This window comes from Lautropia dentalis (genome assembly GCF_003892345.1).
In the GTDB taxonomy this organism is placed as follows: domain Bacteria; phylum Pseudomonadota; class Gammaproteobacteria; order Burkholderiales; family Burkholderiaceae_E; genus Lautropia; species Lautropia dentalis.
The window spans coordinates 976,827-989,332 of sequence record NZ_RRUE01000001.1; the positions used below are offsets into that span (position 1 = coordinate 976,827).

The 12,506-nt window shown below is 68.6% G+C and carries 9 protein-coding genes and 1 tRNA gene; 2 read left to right on the forward strand and 8 right to left on the reverse strand.

The genetic code is table 11. The annotated features are described in order from the left end of the window. The first annotated feature begins 239 nt into the window (after positions 1-239). Positions 240-1,511, forward strand: coding sequence for an O-acetylhomoserine aminocarboxypropyltransferase/cysteine synthase family protein (locus EHV23_RS03815; protein WP_125094787.1), 1,272 nt, complete (start codon positions 240-242; stop codon positions 1,509-1,511). A 54-nt stretch (positions 1,512-1,565) separates the two neighbouring features. After that, complete coding sequence (locus EHV23_RS03820) at positions 1,566-1,988, forward strand: EamA family transporter (protein ID WP_125094788.1); 423 nt, start codon at positions 1,566-1,568, stop codon at positions 1,986-1,988. Between the two features lie 3 nt (positions 1,989-1,991). Here EHV23_RS03820 and EHV23_RS03825 read toward each other — a convergent pair whose 3' ends face one another. From EHV23_RS03825 to EHV23_RS03870, 8 genes are all read right to left on the reverse strand, one after another. After that, the gene (locus tag EHV23_RS03825; protein WP_125094789.1) at positions 1,992-4,928 is read right to left on the reverse strand and encodes an RHS repeat domain-containing protein; all 2,937 of its coding nucleotides are present in this window, start codon (positions 4,926-4,928) and stop codon (positions 1,992-1,994) included. 177 nt (positions 4,929-5,105) lie between these two features. Continuing rightward, positions 5,106-6,665 (reverse strand): thiolase family protein, encoded by a 1,560-nt coding sequence (locus tag EHV23_RS15900; protein ID WP_238990262.1) that lies wholly within the window; start codon positions 6,663-6,665, stop codon positions 5,106-5,108. After that, the gene (locus EHV23_RS15905) at positions 6,662-8,581 is read right to left on the reverse strand and encodes an AMP-binding protein (protein ID WP_238990263.1); all 1,920 of its coding nucleotides are present in this window, start codon (positions 8,579-8,581) and stop codon (positions 6,662-6,664) included. Before EHV23_RS15905 ends, EHV23_RS15900 begins: the two co-directional genes overlap by 4 nt. Before the next feature lie 107 nt (positions 8,582-8,688). Continuing rightward, positions 8,689-9,285 carry a biotin transporter BioY gene (locus EHV23_RS03850; RefSeq protein ID WP_125094790.1) on the reverse strand — a complete coding sequence of 199 codons (597 nt, stop codon included), beginning with the start codon at positions 9,283-9,285 and terminating at the stop codon, positions 8,689-8,691. A gap of 271 nt (positions 9,286-9,556) precedes the next feature. Next, positions 9,557-9,643, reverse strand: a tRNA-Leu gene (locus EHV23_RS03855). Positions 9,644-9,757: 114 nt separating this feature from the next. After that, positions 9,758-10,351 (reverse strand): energy-coupling factor transporter transmembrane component T family protein, encoded by a 594-nt coding sequence (locus tag EHV23_RS03860; protein WP_125094791.1) that lies wholly within the window; start codon positions 10,349-10,351, stop codon positions 9,758-9,760. After that, a complete protein-coding gene (locus EHV23_RS03865; RefSeq protein WP_125094792.1) occupies positions 10,344-11,273 on the reverse strand; it encodes an energy-coupling factor ABC transporter ATP-binding protein in 930 nt (309 codons plus the stop codon). Before EHV23_RS03865 ends, EHV23_RS03860 begins: the two co-directional genes overlap by 8 nt. Positions 11,274-11,352: 79 nt before the next feature. Further along, entirely contained in the window at positions 11,353-12,405 is a 1,053-nt protein-coding gene (locus tag EHV23_RS03870) for a 4'-phosphopantetheinyl transferase family protein (RefSeq protein WP_158615823.1), read from the reverse strand. Positions 12,406-12,506 lie beyond the last annotated feature (101 nt).

Here is a 12,506-nt window from a genome sequence, read left to right on the forward strand (position 1 = left end):
GGCGGCTGGGCAAAGGCGTGAGTTTAGGCGTTTGCACCACAGTTCGCTGGCAAGCCCCGCGCCCATGCGGGGGTGATGTTCCCATGCCCGGGCGATCCAGTGCGTTGCCATTTGGCGCCAATGATCCTGCCATTGCCGGGACATGGTGCCTTCTGGCTCATCCCGATCCTGGACTCAAGGCGCTCGCTGATTTTTGCAGCGGGTCCTTTACGGAGATTCCCACGCATGAGGAGCACATCATGAAGTTTTCGACCACGGCCATTCACGCCGGTTATCACAGCGACCCGACCACACGTGCTGCGGCGGTGCCGGTGTACCAGACCACGTCCTACACCTTCGACGACAGCCAGCACGGGGCCGACCTGTTCAACCTGGCCGTGGCCGGCAACATCTACACGCGCATGATGAATCCCACCCATGCGGTGCTCGAAGCCCGGGTGGCGGCGCTGGAGGGCGGCGTGGGCGCACTGGCGCTGGCCTCGGGCATGTCGGCCATTGCCTATGCGCTGCAGGTGCTGTGCTCGCCGGGCAGCAACATCGTCTCGACCAGCCAGCTCTATGGGGGCACCTACAACCTGTTTGCCCATTCGCTGCCCAACCAGGGGGTGACGTGCCGCTTCGTGGCCCATGATGATCTGGCCGGGCTGGAGGCAGCCATCGACGGGAACACCCGCGCTCTCTTTTGCGAGTCGATCGGCAATCCGGCCGGCAACGTGGTGGATCTGGCCGCCTGGGCAGCGGTGGCGGAGCGGCATGGCGTGCCGCTGATCGTCGACAACACGGTGGCCACGCCGTATCTGTGCCGGCCGTTCGAACACGGTGCGCACATCGTCGTGCATTCGCTGACCAAATATATTGGCGGCCATGGCACCACGCTGGGCGGTGCCATCGTCGACAGCGGCAGATTCGACTGGAAAAAACATGCCGAACGCTTCCCGCTGTTCAGCAACCCGGACCCGTCCTACCACGGCGTGGTGTATACCGAGGCATTCGGCGAGGCGGCCTACATCGCCCGCTGCCGGGTGGTGCCGCTGCGCAATACCGGCGCGGCGCTGTCGCCCTTCAATGCCTTTTTGCTGCTGCAGGGGCTGGAGACGCTGGCGCTGCGCATGGAGCGGCACTGCAGCAATGCGCTGGCGGTGGCCCGGTGGCTGCAGCAGCATCCGAAGGTGGTGCACGTCAATTACGCGGGGCTGGCTGACAGCCCCTTCCATGCCGCGGCGCAGCGCATCTGCGGCGGCCGGGCCTCGGGCATCCTGAGCTTCGAGCTGAAGGGCGGCATCGGGGCAGGCATGCGTTTCATCGATGCGCTGCAGCTCATCTATCGGCTGGTGAACATTGGCGATGCCAGGACGCTGGCCTGCCATCCGGCATCCACCACGCACCGCCAGCTCAACGATGAGGAACTGGCCCGGGCTGGCGTGCCGGCGGGGCTGGTGCGGCTGTCCATCGGCATCGAGGACGTGGATGACATCCTGGCCGATATCGAGCAGGCGCTGGCGCAGGTGTAACGGGTGTTGTGGGGCCGCAGGATTTTTGCAGAGGGTCCCAGGGGGAAGGAAAGGATGGAACGCTGGATTTTCTACGCCGTACTGTCCATGCTGTTTGCGGGCTTCACCTCGGTGATTGCCAAGATGGGCATGGAAAACGTGTCGGCCGAGCTGGGCCTGAGCGTGCGCACGGTCTTCGTCTGCGGCTTCGTGTTCATCTTCGCGCTGATGTTCGTGCAGCCGGCCGAGCTGCAGAAGCTCGATGGCCGGGCCGTGCTGTGGCTGGCCATCTCGGGGGCCACCACGGCGCTGTCGTGGATCTTCTATTACAAGGCCATCAAGGAAGGGCAGGTGGCCACCGTGGCGCTGATCGACAAGGGCAGCGTGGTGGTGGCCATGGTGCTGGCGTGGATTCTGCTGCGCGAGGCCATCACGCCGCGCATGGCCGTGGGCGCCAGCCTGATCGTGGCCGGGCTGCTGGTCATTGCGCGGCGGTAGATGTCAGCGGCCGGTGTCCGGTGAGGCCTCGAAGCGGGCCTGCAGCGGGTAGCCCCAGCTGAACAGGTAGGGGTTTTCGCCCGGGCGTGCCGCGGGTGAGGGCTGCAGGTAGCGGCCCAGGAACGGATCGTAATCGCCGGCAGGGCTGCTGTTCAGACCGGTGCCCTCGTCGGCCCACTGTGTCGGGAAGCGCAGCAGCGGGTCGGCGTCCTGCCATGCCTGGACCGTGTCCGGCAGGGCCTTGCGGGGCCAGTCGGTGTGCAGGGTCAAAGCCGGCAGGATCTCGCCGAACGGGCCGCTGGCCAGGGCCCAGGTGATCTCGCCCTGTTCGTTGGTGAGCGCATACGGGAAGCCCCGGCTGTCGAGGTGGAACCACTGTACGTGCCAGGCGTCACCGCCACCGGCTGCATCTTCCTGCGGGGCTGCCGGTGTGCCGTTCCTCCCGGTGGACCATGACCGGGCCGGGTCCGGGCTGCCGGCATGACCGGATGCCGGGAACGCATGTCCTGCGTGATCGGGCACGGTACTGGCTGGTGCCGGCGCTTCGATCAGCAGCACGGGAAGCTGGTCCTGATACCACCAGTGGCGCAGGCGCGGGTGTATCAGGCGCTCCTCGGTCTGCAGGCGGCCGCTGGCGTAGTCGTAGAAGCGCCAGTCACTGCCTTCCTGACGGGCAATCCGCTCGCCGTGGTGATTGTAGAAATAGCGTATCTGCCGGCCGTCCTGGTGGCGCATCTGGCTGATGACGCCGCCCGGGTGCCAGTCGATCGCCCAGCCGTTCCAGTCCAGCATGCGGCCGGATGCGTCGTGGCGGACACCGGCGATCCGGTTGGTGCCCGGCACGTAGGACGTTTTCTGTCCGAACGCCAGCGCCGATACCGCAGTGCCGTTGTAGGTGCGCAGGGCAGCGGGAGCGCTGGCATCACCCTGCTGCTCAGCGGCCTTGCGTGCTGCGCTCATGGCCTGTGGGCTGCGGGCGGCCAGGCGGTCCTCCCAGGCCGTGCGGGTCCGGTTGCCGTTTGCATCCCAGTCGTACCACCACGAGAACGTTTTTTCGGATGAGTCGATGCCGGGCAGCACGCCACCGTCAGGGGCGGTGCGGTGGCTGCTGCGCTCCTCCTGGGCAATGTGCAGGCGGTTGCGCTCGTCCATCTGGTACATCGCATAGGTGCCCAGCAGCGCCCGGTGCAGCTGTCTGTGCTGGCCGAACCGGCGGTACATGGCAAAGCGCAGGTAATCGCTGGCCGCCCGGCTGGGATTGCTGCCATCACGCAGCAGGGTCAGGCCATAGCGGCGGTCGAACGTGGCGTCGCGGCCGGTGCCATTGCCGAAATGCCAGGCCTGTACGTCCTGGCCGTCGCGGGTGCCGGTCACACGGCGGTAGAGCATGGGCGCGCCGGTGCCGGGATCCGTGTCGTGTTCTCCGTGGCGAGCCGCTGGCGTGGTGTGGCTGGAGGGCGTGCCGGGCAGCCAGGCCGATCGGGTGTTGACCTCGAAATTGCCGGCGCCGACACGAACGTCATCCGGCGTGCCGCCGAGATCGAGACGTGCACCCCCGGGCAGGGTCAGACCCACCGGCCGGCGGGAGGTGCCGGCGTAGTGGTAGCGTGTCCGGAAGTGGATGTCGCGGGGGGCGCCGCCGATGCGGATGTCCACCTCGCGCTGCTCCAGCCGGTACTGCTCGTCGTAGGTATAGCGCTCCATCACGTGCGGGGCGTCCACCCCCACCAGCCACGGACCGAAATACTGGTAGCGGGTCACTTCGGCCGGGCCGCCCTTTGCGGCCAGGCTCCGCCGGACCACGCGGTCGTAGGCATCATGCTCGTAGCGGGCGTGGGCGCCGTCGGCTTCCCGCACCTCCATCACGCGGTCCGATTCGTCATATGTGTACACGGTGATACCTGTATCGGGACTGTCGGCACGCACGATGCGGTTGAAATCGTCGATCTCCAGGCGGATGCCGCTGTCGTCACGCTGGGGCACCACCACACCCGCCATCGGGTAGCCGCCCGGCGCGACGGTATCCTGATACCAGGCGAGCGCGCTGTACAGCCAGCTGATGCGGTTGACCGGCACCTCGTGCCCCAGCCCGTCGTAGACGCGCAGGTCGAACGGGCGGTCTTCCCGCGCCACCTGCACGATGTCGGCAGACTGGGGCGACATTTCCACCCGCAGCAGGTCGTCGGTGCCGGGACGGGGGCCATCGATGTGCGTCAGCACGCCCTGGTCACTGTACTGCAGGAGACTGGTGCGCTGCACCCGCCGGCCATGGCTGTAGCCGGTTTCCGTGATCCGGACCGGGACGGTCCTGCCACCGGCCTGCCGGTATTCGAAGCGCACCTCGTAGCGTTTGCCGGGTTCCACGCTGGGGCGGCTGATGGTGGTGGGGTGACGGGTGCTGGTGTTGGGATATTCGTAGTGGCGTGCCAGCACCTCGGTTTTCGGGCCTGCGTTCTGCGGCTCCTTCAGGGCATGGGTGATCGGGTCGGCCAGATGGGCCAGTTTTTCCCAGTGCGGCCGCCAGGCGTCGAGCATGCGGCCACTGCCATCACGCACGAAGCGGTAGGCGCGTATGTCGTGGTCCAGTTCGATGGCGTACATGCGCGAGAACGGCCGCCGGCGGTACTGGTCATTGATGCGCGAGGCGGTGATGCGGATCACGCCCGGCGTGGGGTCGGGCATGCTGGCCCGCGGGGTGCTGGTGGCGGACTGGCTGCTCCGGGCCACGGCATGTGGCACCAGAAGCGGGGCCGAGAGCAGGCCCAGGGCGATGAGCACGGCCAGCGCCGGCGTGCGACGGTGCCGGACAGCAGCACCGGGCATGGCCTTTTGCAGGCCGGCGGCATCATGGTCGCCGTGAAAGGGGCGTACGTGGGCGGCATCTCCCCGCAGGGTGGGGATGGACGATGGCCCGTCGGCGCAGGCAGGGTCAGCTTTCATGGTCGGACAGGTCGTCTTCCGGGCATGCAGATGCCCCGGACACTACGTGCCCGGCCCCGGTGGCCGCGAGGCAGCGCGCGCAGCCGGAAGGTGTCGGGGGATGGATGGTGTGCGCCTGTGGCGGGTGGCCGACAGGGGACCTGTTTGAAGCCCCCTGTATGACACATGTCCTGTGTGTCAGATATCCCGTTGCCCGGGCGGTGTGCCGGCTACCGAGACCAGTGCGGCACTGCCCAGCCCGCCGGCGCCTGCGATGCAGGCCAGTCCGAGGCGTCTTCCCGGGGGCTCCAGGTGCGATCGGGGCTTTTGCCGGAGGTGATGCGATGCCGGTGTCCGTGGCGTTTCCATGCAGGCGGGGGCAGTACCTGCAGCCCGTGTGGGCGTGTCGGTCTGTGTGGTCGTGTCAGCCCGTGCGGTCCCGCCAGTCCGTGAGATCACGTCAGCCTGGTGGTGCAATCGCGCCAGCAGCTGAACCAGGGCGATGGCCCCCGACGCCCCGATGGGGTGGCCACGGGCCAGACCGCCGCCCCAGGCGTTGAGGCGGGATGGATCCATCCCCTGCTGCTGCAGGGCGTGCAGGAAGGCCAGTCCCTGTACGGCAAAGGCATCGTGCAGTTCGACGGCATCCAGCTGCCGGGCGGAGCGGTGTTCACGGGCCAGCAGTGCCGTGGCTGCTTCCCATGCGCCGGTGAGTGGCGTTTCGGGATCAGTACCCAGCGCGAGGCCGGCCTGCCACCAGGCGGATGGACGCAGGCCATGCCGGTGGCAGGCACTTTCGGAAGCCAGCAGGACCAGGGCGGCGCCATCGGCCTGTGGCGACACGGCCAGACGGGAGAGCGCGCAGTCAGGGCCTTCCGGCGCTTTCGCGCCTGCCGGTTCCGGCGGAACGGCCATCAGGACGGGCATGCGCTGCAGCTGCCGGTCGGACAGCGGGCGTGGGTAGGTGTCGGTGCCGATGGTGGGGGCTGCGGCGGTGTTGCGATCATCGTTGCCGTTGCCGTTGCCGTTGCCGTTGCCGTTGCCGGTGCCGGTGCTGGTGCTGGTGCTGGTGCTGGTGCCGGTGCCGGTGCCGGTGCCGGTGCTGGTGCTGGTGCCGGCGTGGATGCTGGCGTCGTTGCCGGCGCAGATGCCCGCCCGGCTCTTGTGTGCCGGTGCGGTCTGCAGCGCCAGAATCCCGTCACCGGGGTGTGTCAGGGCGCGCGCATGGCTCTGCCGGGCGTAGGCATCCTGTTGCTTCCGTGTCCAGCCATGACGGGCTGCGTAGGTGGCCGCGGCCTGCAGGGGGTCGGGATCGCATGCGGGCCAGGGCGTGAAGGGGGGACGTTCGTAGGGGCGGGCGGCCTCGCCCGTGCGGGTGGGGCGGTGCTGCCGGATCGGCGCCCGGCTCCAGGCCTCGCTGCCGCCGGCGATCACGATATCGGCCTGCCCGGCCAGAATCTGCGTGGCGGCCAGCAGGATGGCATCCAGCCCCGAACAGCACTGGGTTTCGACCGTCAGTGCCATGCAGCGCCGGGGCAGTCCGGATGCCAGCACCGTCATGCGGGCCGGGTTTCCCCCTGCGCCCAGGGCATTGCCCAGCAGCAGGGCATCCACCGCGGCAGGTGGCAGGCCGGTCTGCTGCAGCAGGTGCGTGACCAGTGGTGCCGCCAGCGTATGCGGCAGATGGTGGCGCAGGGCACCATGGCGCGGCACGACTGGGGTACGGACCCAGGCGAGCAGGGGGACGGGCGTGGTCATGGGGTCTGGCTGCTCATGGGGAGGGGCTGCTGGAGCAGCCACGCCCGCAGCTGCGCATGGTCGGTCTTGCCACTGGCCGTCATCGGCCATGTGCCCGGCCAGATCCACCAGTGACGCGGTACTTTCCAGGGCTCGAGTGTTTCTCGACACCAGGCGGCCAGTGCTGCTGGCTGCAGGACGGGTGAATGTGCATGCCGTGCAGACGATGCATGCTGCCCATGCTGCAGATGGGGTATATCGTGTGCAGGCGGTGTGTGTTGCTGTGCATGCGGCGGTTGGGGGGCATGTGATGCATGGTGCGCAGGTGATCCATGGTGGGCAGATGATCCATGGTGCGCAGGTGGCTGCCCTGTCTCACCCTGCACGATGGCATGCACCACCTGGCCGCGCTGGGGGTCTGGCAGACCCAGCACGACAGCCTGCCGGATGCCGGGATGCGCCTGCAGCCGGGCTTCCACTTCTTCGGGAAACAGGTTGCGGGCCTGGGTGACGATCATGCGGTTCTCGCGTCCGGCCAGATGCAGCATGCCCTCGCCATCCAGCCAGCCGACATCGCGCACGCTCAGCCAGTCGCCCACCCGAAGGGCGGCGGTGCCGTCCTGGCCGTTGACATAGCCGCTGAACAGCATGGGACTGCGTACCCAGATCAGGCCGGTGGGGGTGGGAAGGGCCGGAGCAGACGGTGACGGGGCGGATGGGGGCGGAGCGGACGGTGACGGGGTGGTCGGTGACGGGGTGGTCGGTGACGGGGTGGTCGGTGACGGGGTGGTCGGTGACGGAGTAGACAGTGACGGGGTGGACGGGATCGGCTGCGGCTGTTGTGGGCGTCCGACGGGCGGGTTCGGGGCAGACGGTGGTGTGCCGGGCAGGGGGGAGGCAGACCATGTTGGCGCGGGCAGGGTCGTGGCAGGCCCGATGTGGATCTGCACGTTGCTGAAGGGCCGCCCCACCGCATGGGCCGGTGTGCTGGCCGAAGCTTCCATCCAGCTGATGTAGCTGGTTTCGGAGGCACCGTAGAAGGTGATGATGCGCGCCTGCGGAAACAGCCGCTGCAGGGCCGGCGTGTGTTCGTGTGCCCAGCGTGCGCCACTGACCAGCAGCAGCTTCAGTGCGGGAATGGGCGGATGCCGGCGGCGGGTGGCTGCAGCCAGCAGCATCATCAGCTGGCTGGGCACGCCGACCAGCACCGGGCAGCTGCCATCGGCCAGGCTGGCCAGTGTGCGGGTGGCCGAGAAGCGGCGCTGCACCGAGGTGCCGCCACCCGTCCACAGCCCCAGCAGGGCACCGAACAGGAAGAGCGAATGGGACATGCGCCCCGGTGCCAGCACCCGGCCCTGTGCGGTGGGGCCGAAATCCTGCAGCGTGACGCGAAAGCTTTCCACCCAGGAGCGGTGATTGCGCCGAAAGCCCTTGGGCAGACCCGTGCTGCCGGAGGTGAATCCGATGTAGAACGGCGTGTCGGGGGAAGGTGGGCCGAACGCCGTGGGGACGGGGACACCGTCCCCACAGTCCAGTGTTTCCGGCATGTCCCGTTGGTCCTGCCTGCAGTCGGGGTGGGGCATATTGCCGGCCTGCAGCAAGGCTGCCATGCGGGCCTGCAGGGCCGGTGGCCAGTCCGGATCGGCCACGGCGGCGCAGCGTCCGCTGTGGATGACGCCCAGAAAGGCCGTCAGCAGGGCGAGGGGATCGGCCGCCTGCGTCAGCAGGACGGTATCGGTCGTGGTGGCAAGGGTACTGGGCTGCTGGCAGGCCATGGCCGCTTCGGGCGGGCGCCAGGCCTGCATGGCCGCATGGAGACCGGCAAAGTCCAGCCGCTGCTCATGCGGACTGTGCGCGTCTTGAATGATGGCCGGCTGCCGGGGGCGTTCCCGCGCCCAGCGGGCCAGGGGGGCGTGAACCAGTTCGGGTTCGGTCATTGGAGTGGGGGCGTGGTCCGGGTGCCGCTCGGGGGCAGCGCCCGGGGCCAGTCGCGGGTACCGGGCGGCGTGGTGCCACCTTCATGGGGCGGCGTGATGCGGTACGCTCAGCGTTCCGGGTATCCACGGCCCGGAAAGTCCCAGTCGGGCAGCGCGCGTGCGATGGTGTGCACGATGGCAGCGCACAGCAGGCACTTGATCACGTCTCCGGGCACGAAGGCCATGTCGGCCAGAAAGGCCTTGTCCAGCGGCATCTGCGCCAGCACCATCAGTCCGCCGATGCCCATGGCGTGCAGGAACAGGATGCCTCCTGCCATCGAGGCAATGAAGGCGTTGACGGCCAGCTGCAGCGCGGAGCCGGTGCGGGGCAGCATCTGCATGACCAGGCCGGTCACGAAGGCGGCTGGCGCGAAACCGTACAGGTAGCCGGCCGCGGGCGAGACGAACGGCGCCAGCCCGCCCCGTCCTCCCGACAGCAGGGGGAGCCCGGCCGCCACGGCCACGATGAACAGCAGCAGCGCCTGCAGGCCGCGGCGTGGCCCCAGCAGGCAGCCAGCCAGCATGATGCCCAGCGACTGTGCCGTGATGGGGACGCCAAAGGGCAGGTCGATCTTGGGAATGAGCCCGAGTACGGCCATCAGGGCCGCAAAGAGGGCTACCTGGGAAAGGTGCTGCGCGCTGCGCCGCGACAAGGTTTGGTTCATGACGGTGTCTCCAGGGATCGGGCTTTGCCGGACCGGCAGGGTCTGCAGGGGGCCTGCAGGGGCTGCAGGACAAGTCCCGACAATTCTACTGGGTGAGAGGGAAGACCGTACTGGGGAAAACCGCCGTCCCAAAGGAAAACCCCCGTTGGGCTCGCGTACGTGTGCCGGCCCGCGCCTGTCATGGACGAAAAAAATCCCGCCGCAGAATGCTCTGAAGCGGGATTTTCGGCCAGGCTGACAACTGGGTGAACCGGAAATCAGCCTGAAGAATTGGTGCCCAGAAGAGGACTCGAACCTCCACACCATTGCTGGCGCCAGGACCTGAACCTGGTGCGTCTACCAATTCCGCCATCTGGGCGACGGGAAAACGTGATTATAGGGAAAGTTTTCCGGTGCGCAAGTGGTTCTGCAAAAAAATTTTCGGGGCCGTGGTGAAGGGGGCTGGATTCGCTTTTCCCTGCTTCGCTTCTCCTTACCGCCCCAGCCGGGCAAAGAGGGCGTCGGCCACGCGGCGGGTGGTCTGCAGCATCTGGATGGTGAGCGGGGCGATCAGCCGCCAGCTGCCGGGCCGGCCGGTGCGCAGGCGCCAGGCCTCGTCGAGCTTTTTCCACTGCACGAAGAAGTGTTCGACGAAGCGCAGCATCAGTCCCAGCTGCAGCGCGATGCGTTCCGGCGACAGGCCCAGTACCCGCAGGGGCTGCAGCAGGCGTTCGAGCACGTCCAGCAGGGCAGCGGGCCGGGTGGTGACGGTCAGCGCCACACCCAGGCAGCTCGTGCAGGCCAGCCGCAGGGTGGCGGACACGGCAATGTCGGGCCGGCCCATCCACAGCTGGAAGAGGGCCACCAGCCCCGAGGCCACCAGGACGGACACCATCAGCCGCCGGGCCGGCCGGGTGGCCGCGCCCAGGCTGAGCCACAGCAGCAGTGCCAGCGCGCCGGCCACGGTGAAGGCTGCGGGCGACTGCAGCCAGAAAAGCACCATCCCCAGCACCACCAGCAGGGCCAGCTTCAGACCGGCCGGCACGCGGTGCAGCCAGCAGGGGATGTCGCTGTAGAGGCTACCCATGGTGTATCGCGCCAGAAGGGGGGAGCGGCATGGCGCGTGGATGGGGAGAGAATTCGTCCGATAGCCCGGCTACCAGCGTCCGGACGTGTGCCTCGTAGGCGGCACAGACGCTGGCACCGTCGCCGTCGGCCCGGATCCGTCCGTCGTCCAGCCACAGCACGCGCGGGTACGGGCGCACGTGGTCGAGCAGGTGGGTGGAGACGATCAGCTGGCGGTCGGTTCGGGCCAGGTCGTGAAACAGCCGGGCCTGGCCGGGCAGGTCCAGACTGGCGTAGGGCTCGTCGAGCAGCAGGGTGGCCGGGCCGGCCAGCAGCAGCGACAGCCAGCAGACGTGCTGGCGCTGCCCCTGGCTCAGCGTACTGATGGCCCGGTCGGCCCAGCCTTCCAGGCCCCGTTCAGCCAGAAAGCCGCGCGCCTGCTGCAGGGCTTCGCGCTTGTTCAGCCCCTGCGGCTGCAGGCCCAGCGCCAGCTCCTCGGCCACGGTGGGAAAGATGATCTGGTCGTCGGGGTTCTGGAACATCATGCCGACGGGTGGGGGTGCATGCCGGGCGCCGTCCGGTCGCCGGGTGGCGGCCGGTGGCGAGGTGTTCCTGCCAGCAGGAGGCAGGGGCGTGGGCACGGTGGATGCCGTGGGGGCCGAACGTGTCGAAGGTGCCCCAGGCGCATGGGCGGTGGCAGGTGCCGTCGGGCCGGCCGCATCCGGTGATGCGGGGGATGGTTCACCGGGCCGGTCCGGCACGATGTGAAAGCGCCCGCGCGCCGGCGTTTCCAGCCCGCACAGCAGCCGCAGCAGGCTGGTCTTGCCGGCACCGTTGTGGCCGATCAGGCCGATCCGTGGCTCGGACAGCACGAGGTTCAGCCCGGCGAACACCAGCGTGCGGCCACGGGTCAGATGGATGTCTTCGAGGTGCAGCGCGGGCATGGTGCGGGCCAGGGCGGAAGGGCAGGAACGGGCATTGTACATTGTAGGGTGGCTTTGCGCCGTCGTGCCGCGGGCAGCTTCAGTACCGGAACGCGTGCGCCTGTACCTCGAAGGGTTCCGGCGCCGTGACGGTGACCAGCTCGCTGCCCAGGTCCAGCGTGGTGGCGTACAGCGCCGGCCGCTGCTCACCGGGTTTCAGTTCGGCGGCGCGGGTGCGCGGATAGACCATGTGCACCTGGGGCAGCGTATTGGCCGGAATGCGGTGATCCGTGGCAGCCGTCAGTGCAGCGGGTACAGGGTGGGCGCCAGCTGGATGGTTTCGTGGGTCGGCAGGGAAGGTCTCCCGGTGGATGGCGGCGGCAGGGGTGTTCTCCGGATCGGCGCGAAAGGCGTGCCGGGTGGTGCCGGCCGGTATTTCCGGGGGGGCATCGGGCTCCGTGCCTGCGGGTCTGCCAATCGCGCTGGTCTGCGCACGGCTTCCCGACCCTGCGCCCGGAACGGCGCTTCCCTGTGTACCGGCTTCCACATGGGCCGGATGCAGGCGCTGCAGAAACCGGCCGAGCACATCCGTGTCCGGCAGCCGGGTCTCCAGCGTGTTCAGCGAGCCCATGCCGGAAATGCCCTCGCCCCAGGCCTTCAGTGCGGATTCCTTGCGGGTCCACATCAACAGGAAGGCCAGCTCGCGCAGTGCTTCGGGCATGGCCATCAGCAGCCCGTCCTCGTCCGGGGTGGTGACCCGGTGCAGCAGCGAGTCGAGCATTTTCACCTGCCGGCCCAGCACCTCCAGGTCGATGCCCAGTTCCATCGTGCCCACGGCCACCCAGGCCACGTGCTCGCTGTGGGTGAGGTTGAACTGCAGGTCGCTCTGGTGTGCCGGGTCCAGGCTGGGCTTGCCCCGGGCGCTGCGCACGAAGCGTACCTCGCCCGGCTGGATGCCCAGCGCGCGGGCCAGCAGCATGCGCAGGCCGGCGCGGGTGGCGCGGTAGCGGCGCTGCAGGTAATCGAACTTGAAGCGGTCGGCGCGGGCGTGCTCGGATGCGGCGATCCACTGGTCCGAACCGGCCGGGCGCGGTGCGTCGAGGTCGATGCGCCAGCAATGGACGATGGGCAGGGTCGGCGCGGGCGTGGTCATGGGGGTGCTCTCCTCTGGGGTCGGCGTGCGGACGGGTGAGTCCATGGCACGTGCCGGGAGAGTGTACATGGCGGTGCCGGGGGCGTTTGCTCCCCCGATTG

Excerpts from the sequence above, each read along its gene's own strand:
- EHV23_RS03870 (WP_158615823.1), bottom strand. The coding sequence starts at position 12,405 with ATGACCACGCCCGCGCCGACCCTGCCCATCGTCCATTGCTGGCGCATC.
- EHV23_RS03820 (WP_125094788.1), top strand. The coding sequence starts at position 1,566 with ATGGAACGCTGGATTTTCTACGCCGTACTGTCCATGCTGTTTGCGGGC.
- EHV23_RS15900 (WP_238990262.1), bottom strand. The coding sequence starts at position 6,665 with ATGACCACGCCCGTCCCCCTGCTCGCCTGGGTCCGTACCCCAGTCGTG.
- EHV23_RS03865 (WP_125094792.1), bottom strand. The coding sequence starts at position 11,273 with ATGCCCGCGCTGCACCTCGAAGACATCCATCTGACCCGTGGCCGCACG.
- EHV23_RS03815 (WP_125094787.1), top strand. The coding sequence starts at position 240 with ATGAAGTTTTCGACCACGGCCATTCACGCCGGTTATCACAGCGACCCG.
- EHV23_RS03850 (WP_125094790.1), bottom strand. The coding sequence starts at position 9,285 with ATGAACCAAACCTTGTCGCGGCGCAGCGCGCAGCACCTTTCCCAGGTA.
- EHV23_RS03825 (WP_125094789.1), bottom strand. The coding sequence starts at position 4,928 with ATGAAAGCTGACCCTGCCTGCGCCGACGGGCCATCGTCCATCCCCACC.
- EHV23_RS03860 (WP_125094791.1), bottom strand. The coding sequence starts at position 10,351 with ATGGGTAGCCTCTACAGCGACATCCCCTGCTGGCTGCACCGCGTGCCG.
- EHV23_RS15905 (WP_238990263.1), bottom strand. The coding sequence starts at position 8,581 with ATGACCGAACCCGAACTGGTTCACGCCCCCCTGGCCCGCTGGGCGCGG.